General features: G+C 75.7%; 26 protein-coding genes. 11 read left to right on the top strand and 15 right to left on the bottom strand.

Going from position 1 to position 20,267, the window contains the following annotated elements; all coding sequences use genetic code 11:
• Positions 1–32: 32 nt before the first annotated feature.
• A complete protein-coding gene (locus ACI8AC_RS06600) occupies positions 33–4,574 on the bottom strand; it encodes an HAD-IC family P-type ATPase (RefSeq protein WP_456896375.1) in 4,542 nt (1,513 codons plus the stop codon).
• A 159-nt stretch (positions 4,575–4,733) separates the two neighbouring features.
• Here ACI8AC_RS06600 and ACI8AC_RS06595 point away from each other — a divergent pair, with 159 nt between their 5' ends.
• On the top strand, positions 4,734–5,492 hold the full coding sequence (locus ACI8AC_RS06595) for an enoyl-CoA hydratase/isomerase family protein (RefSeq protein WP_456896373.1): 759 nt from the start codon (positions 4,734–4,736) through the stop codon (positions 5,490–5,492).
• A gap of 64 nt (positions 5,493–5,556) precedes the next feature.
• On the opposite strand, the gene ACI8AC_RS06590 is transcribed toward ACI8AC_RS06595, so the two are convergent.
• Complete coding sequence (locus ACI8AC_RS06590) at positions 5,557–5,919, bottom strand: cupin domain-containing protein (protein ID WP_456896371.1); 363 nt, start codon at positions 5,917–5,919, stop codon at positions 5,557–5,559.
• Positions 5,920–6,139: 220 nt separating this feature from the next.
• Between ACI8AC_RS06590 and ACI8AC_RS06585 the strand changes: the two genes are divergently transcribed.
• Positions 6,140–7,381, top strand: a complete 1,242-nt coding sequence (locus ACI8AC_RS06585) for a diguanylate cyclase domain-containing protein (protein ID WP_456896370.1) — start codon at positions 6,140–6,142, stop codon at positions 7,379–7,381.
• A 52-nt stretch (positions 7,382–7,433) separates the two neighbouring features.
• Here ACI8AC_RS06585 and ACI8AC_RS06580 read toward each other — a convergent pair whose 3' ends face one another.
• The 3 genes from ACI8AC_RS06580 to ACI8AC_RS06570 form a co-directional block, all read right to left on the bottom strand.
• Positions 7,434–8,054, bottom strand: a complete 621-nt coding sequence (locus ACI8AC_RS06580; protein WP_456896368.1) for a hypothetical protein — start codon at positions 8,052–8,054, stop codon at positions 7,434–7,436.
• A gap of 97 nt (positions 8,055–8,151) precedes the next feature.
• Positions 8,152–8,511, bottom strand: coding sequence for a nuclear transport factor 2 family protein (locus tag ACI8AC_RS06575; protein WP_456896366.1), 360 nt, complete (start codon positions 8,509–8,511; stop codon positions 8,152–8,154).
• Positions 8,508–9,647, bottom strand: a complete 1,140-nt coding sequence (locus ACI8AC_RS06570) for a DUF2332 domain-containing protein (protein ID WP_456896364.1) — start codon at positions 9,645–9,647, stop codon at positions 8,508–8,510. The genes ACI8AC_RS06575 and ACI8AC_RS06570 overlap by 4 nt, the downstream gene beginning before the upstream one ends.
• 125 nt (positions 9,648–9,772) lie before the next feature.
• Here ACI8AC_RS06570 and ACI8AC_RS06565 point away from each other — a divergent pair, with 125 nt between their 5' ends.
• Positions 9,773–10,354 carry a helix-turn-helix domain-containing protein gene (locus ACI8AC_RS06565; RefSeq protein WP_456896362.1) on the top strand — a complete coding sequence of 194 codons (582 nt, stop codon included), beginning with the start codon at positions 9,773–9,775 and terminating at the stop codon, positions 10,352–10,354.
• Positions 10,345–10,806 (top strand): hypothetical protein, encoded by a 462-nt coding sequence (locus ACI8AC_RS06560; RefSeq protein ID WP_456896360.1) that lies wholly within the window; start codon positions 10,345–10,347, stop codon positions 10,804–10,806. The genes ACI8AC_RS06565 and ACI8AC_RS06560 overlap by 10 nt, the downstream gene beginning before the upstream one ends.
• A gap of 51 nt (positions 10,807–10,857) precedes the next feature.
• Here the strand turns inward: ACI8AC_RS06560 and ACI8AC_RS06555 are convergent, their stop codons facing one another.
• The 4 genes from ACI8AC_RS06555 to ACI8AC_RS06540 are packed head-to-tail and all read right to left on the bottom strand — an operon-like array spanning position 10,858 to position 12,527.
• A complete protein-coding gene (locus tag ACI8AC_RS06555) occupies positions 10,858–11,133 on the bottom strand; it encodes a hypothetical protein (protein WP_456896358.1) in 276 nt (91 codons plus the stop codon).
• Complete coding sequence (locus ACI8AC_RS06550; RefSeq protein WP_456896356.1) at positions 11,130–11,630, bottom strand: hypothetical protein; 501 nt, start codon at positions 11,628–11,630, stop codon at positions 11,130–11,132. Before ACI8AC_RS06550 ends, ACI8AC_RS06555 begins: the two co-directional genes overlap by 4 nt.
• A 55-nt stretch (positions 11,631–11,685) precedes the next feature.
• Positions 11,686–12,123 (bottom strand): type VII toxin-antitoxin system HepT family RNase toxin, encoded by a 438-nt coding sequence (gene hepT, locus ACI8AC_RS06545; protein ID WP_456896354.1) that lies wholly within the window; start codon positions 12,121–12,123, stop codon positions 11,686–11,688.
• A complete protein-coding gene (locus tag ACI8AC_RS06540) occupies positions 12,120–12,527 on the bottom strand; it encodes a nucleotidyltransferase family protein (RefSeq protein ID WP_456896352.1) in 408 nt (135 codons plus the stop codon). Before ACI8AC_RS06540 ends, hepT begins: the two co-directional genes overlap by 4 nt.
• A 133-nt stretch (positions 12,528–12,660) precedes the next feature.
• Between ACI8AC_RS06540 and ACI8AC_RS06535 the strand changes: the two genes are divergently transcribed.
• The 4 genes from ACI8AC_RS06535 (at position 12,661) to ACI8AC_RS06520 (ending at position 15,523) form a co-directional block, all read left to right on the top strand.
• On the top strand, positions 12,661–13,413 hold the full coding sequence (locus ACI8AC_RS06535; RefSeq protein WP_456896350.1) for a hypothetical protein: 753 nt from the start codon (positions 12,661–12,663) through the stop codon (positions 13,411–13,413).
• 100 nt (positions 13,414–13,513) lie between these two features.
• Positions 13,514–13,798, top strand: a complete 285-nt coding sequence (locus ACI8AC_RS06530) for a hypothetical protein (RefSeq protein ID WP_456896348.1) — start codon at positions 13,514–13,516, stop codon at positions 13,796–13,798.
• The gene (locus tag ACI8AC_RS06525; protein ID WP_456896346.1) at positions 13,795–14,127 is read left to right on the top strand and encodes a hypothetical protein; all 333 of its coding nucleotides are present in this window, start codon (positions 13,795–13,797) and stop codon (positions 14,125–14,127) included. Before ACI8AC_RS06530 ends, ACI8AC_RS06525 begins: the two co-directional genes overlap by 4 nt.
• A 250-nt stretch (positions 14,128–14,377) precedes the next feature.
• On the top strand, positions 14,378–15,523 hold the full coding sequence (locus ACI8AC_RS06520; protein WP_456896344.1) for a hypothetical protein: 1,146 nt from the start codon (positions 14,378–14,380) through the stop codon (positions 15,521–15,523).
• An 88-nt stretch (positions 15,524–15,611) separates the two neighbouring features.
• Here ACI8AC_RS06520 and ACI8AC_RS06515 read toward each other — a convergent pair whose 3' ends face one another.
• On the bottom strand, positions 15,612–16,016 hold the full coding sequence (locus ACI8AC_RS06515; RefSeq protein WP_456896444.1) for a TA system VapC family ribonuclease toxin: 405 nt from the start codon (positions 16,014–16,016) through the stop codon (positions 15,612–15,614).
• 25 nt (positions 16,017–16,041) lie between these two features.
• Positions 16,042–16,272, bottom strand: coding sequence for a ribbon-helix-helix protein, CopG family (locus tag ACI8AC_RS06510; protein ID WP_456896343.1), 231 nt, complete (start codon positions 16,270–16,272; stop codon positions 16,042–16,044).
• 36 nt (positions 16,273–16,308) lie between these two features.
• Here ACI8AC_RS06510 and ACI8AC_RS06505 point away from each other — a divergent pair, with 36 nt between their 5' ends.
• The 3 genes from ACI8AC_RS06505 (at position 16,309) to ACI8AC_RS06495 (ending at position 17,369) form a co-directional block, all read left to right on the top strand.
• Positions 16,309–16,479, top strand: a complete 171-nt coding sequence (locus ACI8AC_RS06505; RefSeq protein WP_456896341.1) for a hypothetical protein — start codon at positions 16,309–16,311, stop codon at positions 16,477–16,479.
• Between the two features lie 259 nt (positions 16,480–16,738).
• Positions 16,739–17,041, top strand: coding sequence for a DUF3303 domain-containing protein (locus ACI8AC_RS06500; RefSeq protein ID WP_456896339.1), 303 nt, complete (start codon positions 16,739–16,741; stop codon positions 17,039–17,041).
• 7 nt (positions 17,042–17,048) lie between these two features.
• On the top strand, positions 17,049–17,369 hold the full coding sequence (locus ACI8AC_RS06495) for a hypothetical protein (RefSeq protein ID WP_456896337.1): 321 nt from the start codon (positions 17,049–17,051) through the stop codon (positions 17,367–17,369).
• 13 nt (positions 17,370–17,382) lie between these two features.
• Here ACI8AC_RS06495 and ACI8AC_RS06490 read toward each other — a convergent pair whose 3' ends face one another.
• The 4 genes from ACI8AC_RS06490 to ACI8AC_RS06475 all read right to left on the bottom strand — a co-directional run bounded on the left by ACI8AC_RS06490 (position 17,383) and on the right by ACI8AC_RS06475 (position 20,228).
• Positions 17,383–17,841, bottom strand: a complete 459-nt coding sequence (locus ACI8AC_RS06490; protein ID WP_456896335.1) for an MmcQ/YjbR family DNA-binding protein — start codon at positions 17,839–17,841, stop codon at positions 17,383–17,385.
• A gap of 162 nt (positions 17,842–18,003) precedes the next feature.
• Positions 18,004–18,678: a sensor domain-containing protein gene (locus ACI8AC_RS06485; protein ID WP_456896333.1), complete on the bottom strand. Its 675-nt coding sequence runs from the start codon at positions 18,676–18,678 to the stop codon at positions 18,004–18,006.
• A 96-nt stretch (positions 18,679–18,774) separates the two neighbouring features.
• A complete protein-coding gene (locus tag ACI8AC_RS06480; RefSeq protein ID WP_456896331.1) occupies positions 18,775–19,506 on the bottom strand; it encodes a DUF4386 domain-containing protein in 732 nt (243 codons plus the stop codon).
• Positions 19,503–20,228, bottom strand: coding sequence for an NAD(P)-dependent oxidoreductase (locus ACI8AC_RS06475; protein ID WP_456896329.1), 726 nt, complete (start codon positions 20,226–20,228; stop codon positions 19,503–19,505). Before ACI8AC_RS06475 ends, ACI8AC_RS06480 begins: the two co-directional genes overlap by 4 nt.
• Between the last annotated feature and the right edge of the window lie 39 nt (positions 20,229–20,267).

Below are 20,267 nucleotides of genomic sequence, written 5' to 3'. Positions count from 1 at the left end.
TTCCGCTGCCCTGCAGCCGCGCGCCCGGCGGGTCAGGACACCGCGGCCGCGGACGTCCAGCGGGCCACCAGCCGGGGCAGCAGCTCGGCGCCGGCCGCGACGGCCAGCGCGAAGACGAGCACGACCCCCCACGACACCGGGTCCAGCGGGGTGCAGCCGAAGAACCGGCTCAGGCCTGGGGTCTGGACGACGACCCCGAGCACGGCCAGCGACCCGGCGACCGTGGCCAGCACCAGCGGGCTGCGGCGTCCCGACCACGCCGTCTGCGCCAGCTGGGTGGTGATCAGCGCGGCCAGGCCCATCGTGCTCGCCCGCCGGGGCAGCACCAGACCGGTCGCCCGGCCGACGACCCACGCCCCCGTGGCGCCGAACGCGGTGGCGGCGCCACGCACGAGCACCATGCGGCGCACGGCGCCGGTGAACCCGCGGTGCGGCCCGGCGCGCAGCACGGCGGCGAGCGGGTGGTCGGCGAGCGGGCCGTCGTCGGAGCCGTTGCCGTTGCCGCCGCGCCCGTTGCCGTTGGCGGTCCGACGCGGGGCGGCGACCGCGACGGCCAGCGCCGGGAACATGTCGGTGAGCAGGTTGACCAGCAGCAGCTGGCGGGTGTTCACCGGCGACCGGCCGCCGACGGCCGCGCCGAGCACGGTGAACGCCACCTCGCCGGCGTTGCCCCCGACCAGCACCGACACCGCGTCGCGGACCCGCGACCACATGGCGCGGCCCTCGGCGACCGCGTCGACGAGCCGGGTGAGGTCCAGGTCGGTGAGCACCAGGTCGGCGGCGGTGCGCGCGGCCGGGGACTCGGCGCCCTCGACACCGACGCCGACGTCGGCCAGCCGGATCGCGGCGGCGTCGTTGACCCCGTCGCCGGTCATCGCCAGCGTCGCCCCGGCCCGCCTCAGCGCGGAGACCAGCGTGACCTTCTGCTCGGGGGAGAGCCGGGCGAAGACGGCGGCGTCGCGCACCATCCCGGCCCGCTCGGACTCCGAGGCCCGGGCCAGCTGGGCGCCGGTGACCACCCGGTCGGCGTCCGGCACCCCGGCCCGCGCGGCGATGGCGCCGGCGGTCTCGGGGTGGTCGCCGGTCGCCACGACGACGCGGATCCCGGCGGCCCGCAGCTGCTCGATCGCGCGCACCGAGGACTCCCGCAGCGTGTCCGACAGCCCGACCAGCCCGCGCAGGGTCAGCCCGCCGGCGACCTCCTCCAGGTCGTCGGGCACGCCGTCCACGTCGCGGTCGGCCACGGCCAGCACCCGCAGCCCGTCGGCGGCCAGCTCCCGCACCCGGTCGCGGACGTCGTCCGGGGCGCCCTCGCAGCGGCGCAGCACCACCTCGGGCGCCCCCTTGACCATGAGCCGGCCGTCCCGCACCGCCGCGGAGAAGCCGCGCCCGGTGGCGAAGGCCAGGCCGGCGTCGGGCGGGCCGGTCCAGGCGTCGCCGGCGGCCTCCAGCACGGCGCGGTCGGTCTCGTGCGCGTCGTCGTGGCCGTTGCCCATGCCGGCGGCGGCCAGGCGGAGCAGGTCCTCCTCGCCGCCGCCGTCCAGCGGGACCAGCCGGGTGACCTGCAGCCGGTTCTCCGTCAGCGTGCCGGTCTTGTCGAAGCAGACGGTGTCGACCCGGCCGAGCGCCTCCAGCACCCGCGCGCTGCGCACCACGGCACCGTGCCGGGACAGCCGCCGGGCCGCGGCCTGCTGGGCGACGGTGGCGACCAGCGGCAGCCCCTCGGGCACCGCGGCGACGGCGACGGCGACCCCGGAGGCGACCGCCTCCCGCAGCGGGCGGCCCCACAGCACGCCGAGCCCGGTGACGGCCGCGCCGCCGGCGAGGGTGAGCGGCAGGACCGAGCGGGTCAGCTCGGCCAGCCGCGCCTGGACGCCGGCCGGCGGGGCGGCGCCCCCGGCGGCGCGGGCCGCGCGCCCGGCCTGGGTGGCGTCCCCGACCGCGACGACGACCGCCCGGCCGGAGCCGGCCACCACGGTCGTGCCGTCGAAGACCATGCAGGTGCGGTCGGCGACCGGGGCGCCCGGCGTCGGCTCGACCGACTTGGCGACCGCCAGCGACTCCCCGGTCAGCCCGGACTCGTCGACCTCCAGGTCCACCGCCTCCAGCAGGCGGGCGTCGGCGGCGACGACGTCCCCGGGCTCGAGGTGGACGACGTCCCCGACCCGCAGCGCGGTCGCGGGCACCTCCTCGACCCCGCCGTCCTGCGCCCCGCCGCGGACCTCGCGGCGCACGCAGCGGTCCTGCTCGAGCAGCAGCGCCTCCAGCGACGTCTCCGCGCGCAGCCGCTGCAGCCCGCTGACCAGGGCGTTGACCACCGTGACGCCGCCGACGAGCAGGGCGTCGACGCTCTCGCCGAGCACCGCGGTCGCCGCCGCACCGGTGCCGAGCACGGGGGTGAGGGGATCGGCGAGCTCGGCGGCGACGGTCCGGCCGAAGCGGGCCGGCAGGCGGACGACGGGCAGCGCGGCCACCCGGGCCCCGGCGTGCCGGAGGCGCGAGTCGCGGTGGTCGGGTCCCGGTGCCGCGGGCAGCCGGCGCAGCACCTCGTCGGGCTCGAGGGCGTGCCAGGGGGTGTGCACGGTCGGCGGGGGAGCGGGGCGGCGGCCGGCGCGGGCGCCCGCCCAGGTGCCGGTGACCATCGTCGTGAGGGTCGCCCACTTGCTGGGGGTGGTGGCCCGCTCCTGGCCGTAGGTCGGGCTGCCGACGGCGGCGAGCAGGCCGCCGAGCACGTTGCCGGTGAGCGCGGTGGCGACCGAACGCCGGCTGGCCGCCTTCGCGTCGGCGGTCGCGGCCACGATCCGGCAGGCGTCGGCCAGGCCCGGCGCGGTCACCAGGTCGGCGCCCCACGCCGGCGCGCGGCCCTCGATGACCGGGGCGACGGCGACGTCGGCGGCGATCAGCGCGGGGCCGTCGGTCGCCGAGACCAGCAGGACGCCGCGGCCCTCGGTCTGCAGCCGCCGGACGGTCTCGACGAGCGGGTCGTCGGTGACCTCGTCGGCGAGCCCGGCGAGGTCGGCCGCGCCGGCGTGCCGGGTGAGGACCAGCCGGGCGCCGACGTCCGCCGCGGTGGTGAGCAGCGCCTCGGCGTGCGGGTCGAGCCCCTGGGCGATGATCGCGGTACCGACGCGGCGGCGGCCCTGCAGCAGCGAGCGGACCTCGGCGCCGGGTGCGCCGTCCGACGTCCGGGGCGGGCCGAGCCGGAGGCCGTCGTCCCGGTCGCCGGTGGACCGGTCGCCGGTGGACCGGTCGCCGGTGGAGAGGAGGGAGGTGGCGGCGGTCCAGACGGCGGCGTCGTCCCACCCGTCGGCCTCGGCGGTGGCCTCGACGACCGCGGGCGGGCCGGTGCACAGCGCGGCGGCGTCGACGACCACGGCGTCGATGCGGTCGAGCCGGCGGTAGGCCGAGCCCTCCATGGGCAGGACGCCCCGCCGGGAGAGCAGCAGGTCCAGCGTGGCGGCGAAGGACTCCCGGCCCTGGACGGCCGCCCGCGGGGTGAGCGCCTTGAGCAGGTCGGCCGAGCGGCCGGGGCTGCGGGTCAGCGGCAGCAGGGCCAGCGCCAGGGCGAGCTCGGTGGGGTCGAGGCGGTCGCGGTAGCGCTCGACGGGCCCGGGGGACATCGGGACCGGCCGCGACCGGGGCGGCGGGAGCGGCTCGGCGGCGTCGTCGTCCGGCTCGGGAAGGCACAGCTCGCGCTCGCGGCGGCCCCAGACCCGGCGGCGCTCGCGCACCTCGAGGGCCTGCTGCACCGCCGACACGGCGTTGAGCGCCGGCACGGTGGGGCTCTGGGTGAGCGCGTGCAGCAGGGCGCTGGTGCCGGCGAAGACGAGGTCGGTGCCGATCGGGCCGATGCGGTGGGCCAGCCCCCGCTTGAGCCACTGCTGGGTGTCGAGCAGCGCGGTGAGCAGCGTGACGTGCCGGGGCAGCGGCGGGATCGGCAGGTAGCGGCCGGCCAGCGAGACGCCGACGGAGGCCAGGTCGATGCCGGCGGCGACGAGCGCGGCCAGCAGCGGCTCGAGGTCGGCGGGGTGGTCGGGGCGCTGGGGGAAGACGCCGGTGCCGCCGCGGGCCTGCTCGATCTCGGTGACGACGCCGACGACGTCCTCGAGGCCGACCCGCTTGGTGTCGACGGCGACCAGGACCCGGCCGACGACGTCGTTGACGGTGGCCCACTGGACGCCCTCGAGCCGCTCGAGGTGGCGGAGCAGGGAGCGGCGGGCCTCGTCCGGCTGCTCGTCGGCGGGTTCCGCGATCTCGACCTGGACGCGGTCGCGGTCGGCCCAGACCCGGCGGGTGTGCCGGGTCGTCGGCGACTCGACCATGCCCCGGGCCGCGTCGAGCAGGTCGTGCAGGTGGCCGTTCGGCAGCGGGTCCGCGCCGGTGACCAGCGTGCCGACGGCGCGGGTGCCGGCGACGGTCGCCCGGTGCGCGACGTGGAGGGTCCCCCGGGCCGCCCGCGTGGTGGTCCCGGTCAGCAGGCCGGCGCCGGAGACGACGGGCGCAGCGGCGAGGGACGCGGCGCCGACCCCCAGGAGTACGGCGTCCCGCGCAGCGCTGCGCAGACCGCGGAACACGGGCCCACTCTCCCCCATCCGACCGGCGGGTAAACGGAACCGGAACGGCTGGGAAACAGGCTACCGGGGAGTGGGACTTCCGGGGGCCGTGGTGGAATGCCTGCGGATGGTTCTCCGCCGGCCGGCGACGGCGCCGGCCGCTCGACGTGAGGTGGGCGCGTGGCTGCTGGTTCCGGTTCCGGTGAGGTGCTGCTCGAGGTGGACGGCGGCGTTGCGGTGGTGACGCTCAACGCGCCGGACCGCCGCAACGCGCTGACGCCGGGGATGGCCCGCGAGCTGATCGGGCTCTTCGACGAGGTCGACGCGCGGTCCGACGTCGGCGCGCTCGTGGTGAGGGCGGTCGGGAGGTCGTTCTGCGCCGGCGGGGACATCGGGACGCTCACCTCCGCCGGCAAGGACCCGGCCGAGCCGGCCGCCTACGAGGGGATGTCGTCGATCTACGACTCCTTCTACCGGCTGGGGCAGGTGCGGGTGCCGACGGTCGCGGCGGTGCGCGGCTCGGCGGTCGGTGCCGGGATGAACATGCTGCTGGCGACCGACCTGCGGATCGTGGCCCGCGACGCCCGGCTGCTGTGCGGGTTCCTCAAGCGCGGCATGCACCCGGGCGGCGGGCACTTCGTGATCCTCTCCCGGCTGATCGGCCGGGAGGCCGCCGCGGCGATGGCGATCTTCGGCGAGGAGGTCGACGGGACCCGCGCCGCCGAGCTGGGGCTGGCGTGGGAGGCCGTGGACGACGCCGCCGTCGAGGACCGCGCCGTGGAGCTGGCCGCCCGCGCCGCCGCGGACCCGGAGCTGGCACGGGTGGCGGTGGGCAACTTCCGCAGGGAGACGGTCAACGGCGCGGTGAGCTGGGAGGTCGCCTCCCAGTTCGAGCGCCCGGCGCAGATGTGGTCGATGCGCCGCTCCGCTCAGGGTTGACGCCGTCCGGGCCGGGGCCCGCCGCCCCGGCCCGGTGCCGGCCGCTCACGGCCGGGGTGCGGCGTCAGGCGCGGGCGTACGTCTCGGCCGTCTTGCTCTCGAACTCCAGCGCCACGACCGGCTCGTCGCCCAGGACCCAGGCGTCGTGGCCCGGCTCCAGCCGGTAGACGTCGCCGGCACCGAGGTCGGTCTCGGTGCCGTCGTCGGCCCTGATGTGGATGCGGCCCGACATCACGTAGCCGAGGTGGGCGGCCTGGCAGCTCTCCGTGCCGACCACCGGCTTGATGCAGTCCGACCACCGCCAGCCCGGCTGCAGGGTGATGCGGCCGACGGTGGCGTCGCCCAGCTGGACGACGTCCATCCGGGTCTTCTCCGGGGTCCGGGACTCGTCGGGACGGTCCACGTTCTTGCTCTCGATGCCGGCCATCGCTGGTCCTCCCTCGCTCTCCAACGCAGAACCCGAGGTGACCGGGCCACGCCCCCGAACGGCGGGAAAGCCCTGCGGCGTCGGGCGACGTCGCCCGGCCGACTCGAAGCGTCCTCGCACCCGGCCCGAGGATCAACACGTCCGGTCCCGATCCGTCGTCGATCCCGCTTGTGTCGCTGCGTGTTCCGTTCGTGACATAGGGCAGCTAGCGTCCGCCCGTGTGAGCGCCGTCCCGACGCCCCTCCTGCCCGACCCCCGACCCGCCGTCGCCGAGCCGGCTCGGCTCGCGGCGATCGGCAGCTACCGGCTCGGCGGCCACGCCGGCCTCTCCGACCTCGACGCCGTGGTCGTCCACATGGCCCGCGCCGTCGGCGCCCCCATCGCGGTGATCAACCTCGTCGGGCCGGACGAGCAGTGCTTCCCCGCCGAGCGCGGCGTGGGAGCGCCGTACTCGACAGTCCCCGACGAGCTCTCCTTCTGCGCCTACGTGGTGGCCCTGCGAGCGCCGCTCCAGGTGCCCGACGCCGCCGACCACCCGGTCTTCCGCGACAACCCGGCCGTGGTGGCCGGCGCGATCCGGTCCTACCTCGGGGTGCCGCTGATCGACGAGGACGGTTTCGTCCTCGGGTCCCTCGGGGTCTTCGACGATGCCCCGCGGGAGTTCACCCCCGCCGACCAGGAGGTGCTGGAGGTCCAGGTCCGGCTGGTGCGCAGCGTGCTCTCCCTGCGCCGGCAGGTGGCCGCGCACCGCTGGGACGTCGGGCTGCTGGCCGCGCAGGGGAGGACGCTGGAGGCGGTCGCGACCGGGCTGCCGCTCGAGGACGTCCTGGACGTGCTCGCGGAGTCGGTGCGCGGGCTGGCGGCGGAGGCCTCCGACGAGCAGCAGCTGCGCCTGCAGGAGGCGGTGGACCGGCTGACCGCGGTCGCCACCCAGGCCGACGGCTCGCGGCAGGCGCTGCTCCGGGCGGCCCGGCAGGACCCGCTGACCGGGCTGGCCAACCGCGGTCACCTCCTCGACGCCGGGCGTGCCGCGCTGTCGGTCGGGGGCGCGGTGCTGTTCGTCGACGTCGACCGGTTCAAGGAGGTCAACGACCGCGGCGGGCACGCGGTGGGGGACCAGCTGCTCACCCGCCTGGCCGGCCGGCTGCGGAGGTGCGTGGTGGACGCCGTCCCCGGGGCGGTCGTGGGCCGGCTGGGCGGCGACGAGTTCGCCGCCGTCCTGCCCGGGGTGGACACCGCTTCGGCCGAGGCGCTCGGGACCCGGCTGGCCGTCGCGCTCGTCGAGGAGGTCGAGGTGGGGCGGCGGACCGTGCGGGTGTCGGCGTCCATCGGGCTGGCCATGGCCCCGGCCGGGAGAACGCTGGAGGAGGCCCTCTCGGCGGCGGACCGGGCCATGTACGGCGCCAAGGAGCGCGGCCGCGGCGTCCTGCACGTGGTGGAGCCCGCGGACCTGCCGGCGTAGGAGGTCCGGCCCGCCGGCACCCAGGCCGGGTCCGGCGGGCCGCCGCCGTCCGTCAGACCGTTTCCGGCACCCGCAGGTGGGCCAGCGCCACCTCCATCTCGGCGACGTCGGCGACCTCCGCGCGCATCGCCGCGGTGAACTCCCCGCGCAGGCCGCGGGCCTGCTCGCGGGCCGCCTCCATGGCCGCCGGGCTCTCGAACGCGACGGTGCCGACCGCCTGGCCGTTCCGCCGGTCGACCATCAGGCTGGTCCCGCGGAAGCCGGGCATCTCCTCCAGCCTCGGCATCAGGCTCATCCGGAACCCGTCGACGAGCTCGTCCATCCGCGACGGGTCCATGAGCACCCAGGTGAGGCGCGCGCCGCCGCCGTCCCCGGTGGGGCGCATCCGGTGCAGGACGGCGATCTCCCACTCCTGCACCTCCGGCTCGCCGCCGAAGGTCTGCACCAGGCGCTCGCGCATCGGGTGGATGCGCTCGGCGCTGGCGCGCATGGCCTCCTCGTCGCGCCAGGCCGACGTCGCGATGCAGCGGCCGGTGCCGCGCTCGACGAGCATCGACAGGCCGATGCAGCCGTCCATCCCCTGGATGGCGGGCATGGCCTCGTCGCGCATGTAGGCGATGCCGTCGTCCATGGCCGACGGGTTGCCCCGGATGGTGGTGGATCGGGCGTGCATACCACCGCTCCTCTCCTGTCGGCGGCGACGCCCCTGCGGCCCCGCCGCACGGTCCAGGGTCCTCGGGTGCCCCTCGGGGGACAACGGTCGGGCCCGGTCAACCTTTGACGTAGGACAGCTTCTCGGCGATCCGGCCGTCGCGGACGCGGAACAGGTCGATGCCGCGCACGTGCCCCTCCCCGCCGTCGCCGGCCGGCCACCGGTAGACCCAGCGGACGGCGGCGCGGTCGCCGAGCACGACCACCTCCTCGGCGTCGATCCGGCCGCCGGGGGTGCTCGTGAACAGCTCCTCCCACGCCGTGCGGACCGCGGCCCGGCCCTCGTGGCGCTCGCCGTCGGGTGGCGAGGTGGACTCGAAGACGCAGTCGTCGGTCATGGCGGCCATGACCGCGTCGACGTCGTGCCGGGCGAACGCCTCGTTGAAGCGCTCGACCGCTTCCCGCGTGCCCTCGGTCATCGCTGCCTCCCGTCGGGGGTCCACTCGAGCCAGGCGGCGCCGGGGTGGGCGCGGCCCAGCAGTTGCTCTTGGCGCTCGCCGGCGCGGAAGCCGACCCGGCCGAGCACGCCGAAGACGCGCTCCTCCTCGAGCCACGACGGCGGGACGTCGAGGCCCTGCACGGTGCCGGTGGGGGCCGGGCCGAGGAGGACGAGCGGGTCGACCGACAGCCACTCGAGGTCTCGGCTGCGGCCGGCCTCGTCGACCCCGGCACGGAAGGCGGCGAGCCGGTCGGGCGGCAGGAAGACGTGCACGTAGGTGTCGACGAGGACGAGCAGCGCGTCGGGCGGGGTCCGCTCGACCACGGCGGGCAGGACGTCGACCAGGTCGCCGCGCAGGGTGGTTGCGGGGTTCTGCCTGGCGATGTCGACGGCGGCGGCGAACCGGGTGACGGCGTCCACCTCGGGCGGCACGCAGGCGGCCAGCCACCGGGCGGTGCCCTCGTCGGCGAGGTCGAGCGGCTCGACGTCGACGCCGAGCCGGGCGGCGATGGCGGGGATCCGTGGCCGGGGCAGCTCGCCGCGCACGTCGCAGGAGAGGTGGACGGGGGAGCGCTCGTCGCCGGCGGTGAGCTCGGTGCCGTCGGGGAGGCGGTAGGTGTAGCGGTAGCGGTCGGGGTGCAGGCCGAGGCCGGCGCCGGTGCCGAGGTCGACGAGGGCGATCGGCCGCGGATCGTCCTCTGCGATCGTGCTCAGGGCGGGGAGCAGGTCGAGGCAGCGGGCGACCTCGTTCATCTGGTAGCGGTGCTGCCGGCACAGGCCTCTCAGGGCCTCGGCCTCGCCGGTCGCGAAGGCGTGCAGCGCGGGGCGGAAGCCGCCGTCCGGCAGGGGCTGGGCGTCGCCGGGGCTCGGGTGGTACTTGGTGAGCTCCGGCGGACCGCGGTCGTCGAGGTGGTACCGGATCGCGGCGCTGAGCAGCAGCGGCGGCAGCCGGTCGGGCGGGATGGCCGCGGCGAGGTCGAGCAGGGCGTCGTCCTCGGCGATCGCGGTGAAGGTGGCGGCGGTCAGCCACCAGCTCGGCGGCGCGCCCGGCGGGGACCAGGCCGCCGCGATGGAGCGGGCCTGCGCGGCGATCGTCGTCCGTGGATCGGCGTCCACGTCGGCAGGCTCGTCGCTGGTCGCAGGGCGGTCAACGGGTCCGGGCGCGGGCGAGGCAAGCTCCCAACCGTCCGGCGCGGTGCCGCCCGTGCCTGCAATGCGGCCACCACCTTGCTATCCCTACAATGGATAGTAGTTTCCACCATTGTCTCTTCCGCTCGGAGGGGCAGGCCCGTCTCCTGGCGGAACTGTTCCTGTCCGGAGTCGACGAGCTCAACCTGAACGAGCTCGCGGCGCGGGCCGGGCTGGCCTATGCCACCGTGCACCGGGAGGTGGGTCGGCTGCTCGAGGCGGGGCTGCTCAGCGAGCGGCGGGTCGGCCAGGCCCGGCTCGTCCGGCCCGACCCCGCGTCCCCGCTGACCCGGCCGGTCCGGGACCTGCTGCTGGTCGCCGCGGGGCCGGTCCCGCTGCTGGCCGCCGAGCTGCGGGACATCGCCGGCGTGCGGGCCGCGTTCCTCTACGGCTCGTTCGCCGCCCGGATGCGTGGCGAACCCGGGCCGGCGCCCGATGACATCGACGTCATGGTGGTGGGCGACCCCGACCCGATGGCGGTCTACGACGCCTGCCGGCGGGTCGGCGACCAGGTCGGCCGGGAGGTCAACGCGACGATCATGACCCCCGACGAGATCGAGGAGCCCAGCGGCTTCCTCACCCAGGTCCGGCGCAGCCCGACCGTGCCGATCATCGGGGACCTGCCGTGGCGGTGACGCCCTTGACGACCGCGCAGCAGCGCGCCGTCGAGGAACTGGTGGCGGCGCGCCGGCTCGAACGGGTCCCGGTCGACGAGCAGCGCTGCGCCGCGTTCCTGGGCCAGGCGGAGACGGCGCTGAGCGACCCGCCCAACGTCACTCACGCGCAGAACAGGTACAACCTCGCCTACGACGCCACGCACGACGTCGGCGAGGCCATGCTCGCGGCGTACGGCTACCGCACCAGGCACGGTCCTGGCCAGCACGACGCCCTCGGTCGTTTCCTGGCCGCCGTCTTCGACACCCCGCCGGAGAACGCCGCGTCCCGGCACGTCGACCAGATGCGTCGGGAGCGCAATCGGCAGCGCTGCAACGCCCAGCCGATCACCACCGCGGCGGCAAGGGCGGCCACGGATGCAGCCTCGACGCTGTTCCACGCCGGCCGGTCGAGGACCCGGACCGGCGGCTGACCTCGTCGCGTGTGGCGCTGCGGCCTCCGGTCGCCGGGCTCGACATGGCGGTCAGGGTGTCGACCTCGAGGGCGACTCCGGGGGGATGAGGGCCGCCCCGCAGGCCGGCCAGAACCGGTCGCCGGCCTGGGCCCGCGCGTGGTCGCACGCCCGCTGCCGCAGAAACGACCGCACCGCGCCGATCGCCACGTCCAGTGCCTGCACCACGCCGAACTTCCCGTCGGCGACCAGCCGGTCGGAGTCGCCGTCTGCGATGTCGAGGACCGGCACCGGGGGGTCGGCCGTCCACGGGTCGATGCCGGGGTCGTCGTCCGGCGCGACCGTCACGCGCCACACGTCGTGCCGCTCCCGCAGGTAGAAGCCGCGCCCGTCGACCGTCCGGCCAGCACGAACGGGGCGGCGCCGACCGCGATCCGGACCTGCACCCCCAGCTCCGCCGCCCGGGCGGCCAGCGCCTGCTCTTCCTCGGCCCGTAGCTGCTCCAGCTCGGGGCGGGTCTCGGCCGGCGAGGCGAACAGCCGCTGCACCGCCGCCTGCCGCTCCTCCGGCGTCTGCTGGCAGCCGCAGCCGGCCTGCCCCGCACCGCCGTGCACGGCGAGGTCCAGCCGCGGATGGCAGCCGCACACGCAGTCGAGCGCGGCCACCGGATCGCGCAGCACGATGCCGTGCTCGGCCAGCGCGGCGGCCATCGCCTCCCGCAGCGGTCGCTCGGTCGCACGGCGCGCCGCCTGCTCGGCACGGAACGCCGCGGCCGACGCCTGGGCAGCGGCCCGCTGCTCGGGTGTCGGCGGCGACCACTGCCGAGGGCGGGGCTCGATGGTCATGCCGGGATGGTGCCGGGCCCGCCCTACGGGAGCACGTGGCTTTCCGATCCTGCGATCACCTCCGGTGCTGAACCCAGTCCGCGACCTGCCGGATGAACTGCTCCACGTCCCGCCGTGCCACCGGCACGGCCGAAGCGACGATCGAGAGGTCTGCACGGGTGTACTCGTGCACGAGGATGTTGCGCAGGCCGACGGCGGCCACCAGAGACCCGGCCAGATCGGCGGTGATCAGGCCGTGCTCGGCCGCACCGCGAACAGCATCGCGGTAGGTCGTCGGAACCGCCGCCGTCTCGGCGCCCAGGACGTGGCTGCACACCGCCACGACGAGGTCCACGGCTTGGGTGAGGGCCCGCTCCACGGCCAGGCGGAGGAGCAGGTCCTGCCGCAGCCGGTCTCCCTCGACCTCTCCGACCAGGCGGAGCGCGCCACCGAGTTCGTCGAGGGAGCGGAGCTTCGCCTGCACCGAGGCGGCGTCGAAGGGACGCGGGGTCACGACTCCGCCATCCGTTGCAGCTCCAGGTCGCGCAGCCAGGCCGTCTCGTAGAACTCCAGCGCCGCGGCCATCTGGGTGCGCGCGAACACGCCGGGCGACGCCTCGTACAGCGGCTGCGCGCCGACGAGCCCGGCGAACCGCGCCGTCGGGGAGGCACCGTCGAGCACCAGCAGGTCGACGTCATCACTGGCGGTCAGGTCCGCGAGGTCACCGACGAGGGCGAGCAGTTCCCGCGTGCCACCGGGCAGGGACACGGCGACGTCGAGGTCCCGGGCGAGCTCCGGGCTGCGGACGGCGCTGCCGAACACCGTGATCAGCCCGATGCCGTACCGGCGTGCGAGCTCGTCGAGCCGGCCGTCGTCGGCGGCGGCACGCAGTCGTTCCAGGGAGTCGGCGACGGGCACGGCCCGAGAGTAGGACGGCGGGGCGCCGTGGACGCCCACCCGGCCTGCCCGGCGACGCCATGAGGAGGCTCGAAGCGCGTCCGGATCGGCGCGGCGTCGACAGCGGGGGAGCGGCAGGGCAGCATCCGGCGACGTGACCGCTCCCGCGCCGCACCGCTTCGTCGCCCACGTCGTCGACGAATCACCCAACAAGATCCACGAGGACGACGTCGCCCGGCGGTACGGGTTCTCGGGGGCGCTGGTCCCCGGCGTCGAGCTGTTCGCCCGGACGACCACGCCGCTGGTGGCGGCCTGGGGAGCCGACTGGCTCTCCCGGGGCCGGATCGACCTGCGCTTCCGGCGGCCCACCTACGACGGCGACGAGCTGCTGGTCGACCTGGCGGACGGCCGGCTCACGGTCAGCGACCCGGCCGGCGAGGTGCGCTGCGTCGGTTCGGCCGATCCGAAGGTCGACCGTCCCGACCTCAGCGGGTACCGGCCGGTGCCCGCGCCGGCCGAGGTGGTGGCCGACCCGGTCGTCGGCCCGCTGGGCAGCGTCTCCGAGGCGGGCACCGTCGAGCACAACGAGTGGTACATCGAGGCGATCGGCGAGCCCCTGGACCTGTACCGGGAGGAGGCGCTGGCCCACCCCGGGCTGCTGCTGCGGCTGGTCAACGAGCTGCTCATGCAGAACGTCGCCCTGGGGCCGTGGATCCACACCTCCAGCGACTGCCGTTTCCTCGGCCTCGCCCGGCTGCCGGCGGAGCTGACCGCGCACGGGCGGGTCACCACCGTCGGCCGCCGAGGTAGCCACGACGAGGTCCGCTACGACGCGCTGGTGCTGGCCGGCGACGAGCCGGTGCTGCAGGTCCACCACACCGCGCTGTACCGGCTCGAAGCGGCCTGATCCCGGGTGGTGCACCCACGCGGGCGCCGCGGGCGTCAGCCGGGGGGAGTCGGCGAGGTTCTCACCCTTCTCCCGCTGAGGTGACACGTACGATCCCCCCATGGGCACCCCTGCGCCCGAGCCGGTCGGCGCCGATGAGCAACTGGTGCGCGCCCATGCTCAGGAGCTCGTCGCCCTGGCCGCCGAGCACGGCATCCACGACCTGCGGTTCGCCTCGCCCGGTCGCCTGCTCGGCCGGGTCGATCCCGACCGCGACGCCCTGGACATGGCCGAGTTCGCGGTCGCGGCCGGGCACCTGCTCGGCGCCGAGGTGTCGCTGCTGTCCGACGCCGTGCTGAGCAAGCCGAACGTCTCTGCTGACCTGCTCAACGCTCGCTCCTTGTGACGGGCCCGATCCGGCCTGAGCGACGGACGCTGCTCGAGCTCGATGCACTGCTCGAGAAGCTCGAACAGTTGGCCGCCGAAGGTGATCGGGAGCTCTACGACGCGGACGAGCGGTACCGCTGGGTGATCCACCGGCTGTGGATCGCTGCCGGCAACGAGGCCGCCGTTCTCGAGCAGTCGACGCACGACCAGACATGGAGCGCCCTGCCAAGATTGCGCAACGAGCTCGCCCACCAGCGGCTTCCCGACATCGACGAGGACGCGGTATGGCGGATGACCGCAGTTCGGCCGACATCCTTGCGCGCCAGGGTCCGTGAGCTGCTGCGCTGAGTTTCCCGGCAGGTGAGGTGGTGGGAGAGGCCGCCGGGTCGCTGGTCGGGGGAGGACCACGTCGATTCGCGCCCGGTCGACGTCGCGGCACGACCGCGCTTCGATCATGAACCTCGTGAGGCGACACGCCGGGCCCGCTCGGGATGTCGGTTCCCGGACTTCATGATCGCGCGGGAGGGCGGCGGGAAGCGGGGGCGGTCGGGCCTGCGGTGGGCGCGACCGCGGACGTCCACCTGCGCGGAGGCTGCTCATGGTGGAAGACCTCGTCGAGCGCGCCGGTGAGCTCAAGCGGCAGCTGGTGGAGTTCTCGGAGCGGCCGCGCTACGCCCGGGCGTTCAGCGCCATGATCGCCGAGCAGGACGAGCCCGTCGTGGCCGGGGACGAGAACGGCCTGGTCCTGCTGTGGGACTCCTTCCTGCTCGAGCACCGGCTGCAGGACGGCCGCACCGTGGTCGAGCACTTCGTCGACGCCCACCCCGACCTCCCGCCGGGGGAACGGCAGATGCTGCTCGGCTGGCGCGACGTGGTCCCCGGCGTGTTCGAGGTGGAGCTCCGTGACCGGGACGCGCTGACCGTGGTCAACCTCGTCGACGACCTGACCTACCGGGTGCGGTCGACCAGCGGCCCGTCGGTGTTCCGCCGGACGCCGAAGCGGTCGTTCCTGCTCGCCCGCCTGGTCGCGGTCGGCGACGAGTGGGTGTTCAGCGGGCCGGTGGACGTGCTGCGACCCGCCGAGCGGGCGCTCGCCGCGCACGTGGCGCTGGACATGTCGCTGCGCTCACCGGAGGTGGCGCTGCGCAACCCGGAGAAGCTGGCACAGGCGTGGGAGCTGCAGCGCGAGGAGCGGCAGCGATTCATCCGGTTCTTCGGCACCGACCTGGTGGTCGTGCCCGGGGAGCAGGCGCAGCAGCGCCTCGACGAGTTCTACCGGGCTCGGCAGGAGGAGATCCTGCGAGAGCACCCGGAGGCGGCGCGCCGGGCGGGCGGGGCTCCCGCCCCCGTCATCGAGCTCCCGCCGGACCTGGTCGAGTGCGAGACCGTGGCGTTCATCTACGACGAGGACGACGGGATGGACTTCCTCGCCGAGTTCGGCCTGGTCGCCGACGCGTTCGCGAACCCCGACCTGCTGCGCCGCCGGCGGCACCGGGAGACGGTGCTGTCGTACCTGCACGACGACACCGTCGCGCCGATGGTGCTGCGCCGGCTGGCCGACCGGGACCCGGAGACCGCGAGCACCGTCGTCCGCCGGCTCATGAAGCGACCGCGGTTCGACTGGGCCAGGGACGGGGAGGAGCTGCTGCGCTCGCTCAAGCCCGACCACGTCGCGCGGGCTCCGCTGCCCACCGTCGCCCCGGTGGGCGAGCGGCTGTCGGCCCTCCTCGGCGGGGGACGGTGAGCCGCGCTCCGCGCTGCCAGCGGGGAAACGGTGGGAGGCAGCCCTCGTGACCGGACGCGGACGACGGAGGCGCCGATCCGGTGCCAGGTCAGGGCGCGACGGGGTTGAGCCAGGTGAGCCCGGGGAACCGGGCGAAATCAGAGTCGGCGCTGACGACGGCCAGCCCGTGCTCGAGGGCGAGGGCGGCGAGCGCCGCGTCACTGACCAGGTTGCCGCGCAGGTCGAGGTCGCGCACCAGCCTGCCGAGGATGTCGCCGTACCCGCGGCCCGGTTGCGGCACCCACGCGGCGGGGGCATCGAACCAGTCGGTGACGAACGACCACGCGTCGGCGGGGAGCAGCGGAGCCGACATGGCCCGCGGGTGGGTGGCGATGCGCACGAAGGCCAGGAGCGACTGCCACGGCAGCCCGACCCGGGGCGAGCCGTTGAGCGCTCCTCGAGCCGGCTCCGGGCGGCGGCGGCGTGCGCGCGGGACCGCTCGTCGACGGCGCAGAGCAGGACGTTGGCGTCGACGAGCATCAGGGGGTCGCTGCGCCGTCGAGCACCTCGAGGGCGTCGGCGACGCTGGAGACGTCGATGGTCACCCCGAGGGGGGCGGTGCGCTGCCGAAACGGCGGCGGGGTCGACTGGGCGAGCAGGCCCCGGCGGATCAGCTCGTTCACCGCCTCGGAGACGCCCAGGCCGCGATCGCGGCGCAGGGCCGCGATGGCCCGGGCGGTGTCGTCGTCGAACTCCACCGTCGTCCGCATGCCGCAATCTCAACACGAGCGTGCGAGCGATCGGGCATGTACGTGTGTGAGTGCGCGGTGGTCATGGCGGCGGACGTCGGCGGCCTGCTGGAGGAGTTCCTGCCGTCGTTCGAAGCGCGGAGGGACGGCGGCTTCCGCGTCGTGGTCGAGGCCCCGGAACTCGGCCCCGAGGACGGCGGTGCCCAGTTCGTGCACTGGAACGACTGACGCCACGGCGCCGCACGGGGGGCGCGGGAGCGGCACACCATGGGCGCGGTGCGGCGTCCTACCGTCCGTAGCAGCTGCTCGACGAGGACGGAGGATCGCCGGGGCGTGCCGGATCCGGCGCGGAGCGACCTTGAGGGGCCGTGACCGCGCTGGGAACCTGGCGGTGCTCGCCGCCACCGCTCCCGGCCCCGCGCCGGCGTCCGTGACGAACGCGGTTCGAGCGGTGCCCCGAGCCCAACCGGAACGAGGGGAGGCCGACATGAAGTACGTGCTCCAGTGGACCACCCGGCCCCGCGGATCGGGGCAGGAGAACCTGGCGTCCATGAAGCGCTCGCTCGAGGTGTTCAGCAAGTGGACGCCGAGTGCGAACATGCTGCAGTTCGTCGGCCGGGTCGACGGGCGCGGCGGATTCGCCGTCGCCGAGACCGACGACCCGGCTGCCCTGGCCAAGGATTGCGCGATCTTCAGCCCGTTCCTGGACTTCGAGCTGTACCCGGTCCTGGACATCGAGCAGGGGGCCGCCGTCCTGCAGGCCGCCGTGGACTACAACGAGCAGCAGTAGGCCATGGATGACGGACGCCGGGTCCGTCCTCGGAGCCGGCGTTCCTGACCGAGAGGCCGTCCCGGGAGTCGTCCCGGCGCCCGGGACGGCGTCCGGCCAGACCATCCCGCTGTCGGCGTGCACGCCGGTGATGGACGCCGTCGAGCCCGGGGTGGGCATCCTGATCGGACTGTTCCTCTCCGGGGAGGAGCTGGCCGGCGGGTGGCGGCTGGCGGTCGCCGGCGTCGGCGTGGTGGTCGTGCGGGTGGGGATCGTCGTCCTCGACACCTCGCCGCTGACCCACCGCATCCACGAGCAGGACGCGCAGCGGAGGGCGGCCCCGGCCTGAACCGGGCCTGCGCTCAGCGGGCGGTCCGCGCGCCGCGGTTCGGCTTGCTCGCCGGTGGGGAGCCGTGCGCCGCGAGCCAGGCGGCCCGGCGGCGGGCGGAGGCCCGGGCGAGCCAGGCGTCCTGCACCACCTCGGCCAGCTCCTGCCGGGTGAGCTCGCCGAGCCGGCTCGCCTGCACGAGCACCGAGTCGTGTCCGTCGAAGTGCGGGGTGGTGAAGAACGGCGTCGTCGGGTCCTGGACGAGCGCCTGCTTGTCGGCGTCCGACTCGACCCAGAGGACGATCACGTCGGGCAGCCGCTCCCCGGTCCCGGGGTCGACGGCGTCCGGCCGCGGGGTGCGGAAGAAGACGAAGGACTTACCGCCCACCTGGTAGACCGGGTTGCCACGCCCGCCGCGGACGACGGTCACGTGCGGCAGGCCGAGCGCGATCTCGTGCACGTCCTCCACCCGCGCGCGCCGGTCAGCGGCCACGGCGGGCAGCGTAGGGCGCCGCGGCCTGCCCGACGAGGCACGCTGGGCCGCCGCGGCGAGGCACCCGGCAGCCTGTTCCCCGTCCGGCCGGACCAGGCCTGGCCGCCGCTGTTCACACTCTCCGGTCGGCTCGCCGGGAGCCGCACCGGCCCCCGCGGGGGGTCACCGCGCTCCGGGGCGGCCGGCGAGCAGGGCCTCGCCGAGGCGGGCCTGCAGCGTGGCGACGGCGCGGACGGCGACGGGCAGCAGCAGCGCGAAGACGAGGCCGAGGCCGGTGTACAGGGCGATCCGCGCGCCGGCGCCGGTGGAGAGGCCGAGCATCTGCAGCAGGTCCTCGTCGCCGGCCCGGTGCGGCAGCGCCCAGTCCCAGGCGCCGTAGGTCAGGCCGCCGAGCGCGCCGGCCCAGAAGGTGACGGTGACGGCGAAGCCGAGCACGGCGACCGGGAAGCGGACGAGGGCGTACAGCGCGTCGAGCCAGTACCGCCGGTCGCGCAGCGGCGCGGTCAGCCGGGCGAGACCGCCAGCCGGGACGGGCCGGTAGACCGGGCGGGGCAGCGCGCGGCCGAGCACGGCGGGCAGCCAGGCCCGTTCGACCTCGGCCAGCCCGCGGGCGGCGCCCAGGGTGGCGGCGAGGACGGCGACGCCGATCCAGACGACGGCCAGCCCGGCGCCGGCGGCCAGCCCGGTGACCACGACGGTGAGGGCGGCGACGGCCAGCGGGAAGGCGGCCAGCGTGTAGCCGGAGTCGACCAGCAGCTGCCGGAGCCGCCGGGGGCGGGCGGCGGCCGGGGCCGGATGGGCGGGGACGGTGGGGAGGACGGCGGTGTCTGCGGTCATGGCACCACCCTGCTGGCCGGCGGCGCCCTCGCCGATCCCGCCAGCAGGCCGATCGGGTGTCGGGCCAGCCCGACCGCGTGCGGCGCTTCCCGAACGTCAGGCACGCGGGGTGGGCGTCAACGCCGTCCGCCGGACGCCCCGGATGAGGAACCAGAGCGCGAGGCCGACCTCCCCGATCAGGGTGGGGGTCAGCGCGACGACGGCGGCCGCTCCGCCGTAGGAGTCGACGAGCAGGCTGGCCAGGCTGTCGACGACGTACCCCGCGCCGGCGGCGGCCACGAACCAGCACAGCACCCGCGGCACGTACCCCGACCGCTGCAGCGCGGCGCCGAGCAGCACCAGGTGGCCGCCGAAGAAGACCAGCGCGACGAGGAACCCGTCGCTGAAGGTCTGCAGGGCGTCGAGGCCGCGCTGCGCCGCCCCGGGGTCGGCGACGGCGCCGCCGGGGAGCACGAGCAGCCGGTGAGCGGTGAACAGCTCGACCAGGAGCGCCGCCACCGTGGCCGAGTACAGCAGCCGGAAGGCGGCCGCGGCCATCGCCAGCCCCCGGCCGAAGCGCGCGAGCAGCAGGTAGAGGGTCAGCGAGATGGCGACGTCGACCGCGACGACGGCCACCCAGGCGCCGATGCTGAGCGTGAACGCCGTCGCGGACCCGGCCACGGCCGCGGCGGTGCCGGCCGCGTCCCCGGGGACGAGCAGCGCCTCGAGGGTGAGCGGGCCGGCCATCCCGAGGCCGACGAGCAGCAGGTAGAGGACGCCGGTGAGCCGGGCCAGCCGCTGCGGGGACAACTCCCGCGGTGGGGCGGCGTCCGTCAGCGTCGTGGTCATGCCGGTACCTCCTCGGCGTGGGCCAGTGCGGAGGGGGTGAGCCGGCCGACGATGGCCGGGGCCTCCTGCACGAGGGCGTCGTCCCCGATCGCCTCGACCATGAACAGCGCGAAGTCGACCCGGCGGGTGAGGTTGCTGGCCAGCACCGGGTCGCCGACGTGGCGGCTCCAGCGCGGCAGGCCCTGGCTCTCGCCGTCCTCCAGGTCGCTGCCGCGGACGACGGTCCACCGGGTGTCGCTGGCGAAGACCCGCCGGCAGGCCTCGACCTGGTCGTTCACGTCCACCACCCGGGCCAGGCGGGCCAGCCGGCCGAACACCGCCACGAACACCCGCAGCCGCAGCGGGTAGACGTCGCGGCCGTCCCGGGTGATGTGCCAGCCGCAGGAGAAGACGAGGCGGGCGTGCCGGGGGGCGGCGTCGAGCACCGCCTGCGCGGTGCCGGAGGCGTAGTGCTGCATGCCCCACGGCACGAGGACGGTCAGCACGGCGTCGCAGCCGGCCACCGCCCGCGCGATGACGTCGCGGTCGTCGGTGGCGCCGGGGACGACGGTGATCCGGTCGGCGAGGTCGGCCAGCTTGCCCACGCTCTGCGCGCGGCACACGGCCACGACCTCGAAGCCGCGGTCCAGGGACAGCTGGACCAGGTGGCGGCCCAGCTTGCCGGAGGCGCCGACGACGCAGACCCGCCTCCTCGTCGACCCGGTCGTGCTCGAGTACTGCATCGCTCTCTCCGTCCGTCGGCTGCCTTACACCGTAAGGAT

The sequence above is a fragment of the Geodermatophilus sp. SYSU D00758 genome (genome assembly GCF_054049955.1).
The sequence above is the reverse complement of the archived record's forward strand: the minus strand, read 5'-3'. Positions and strand labels throughout refer to the sequence as shown.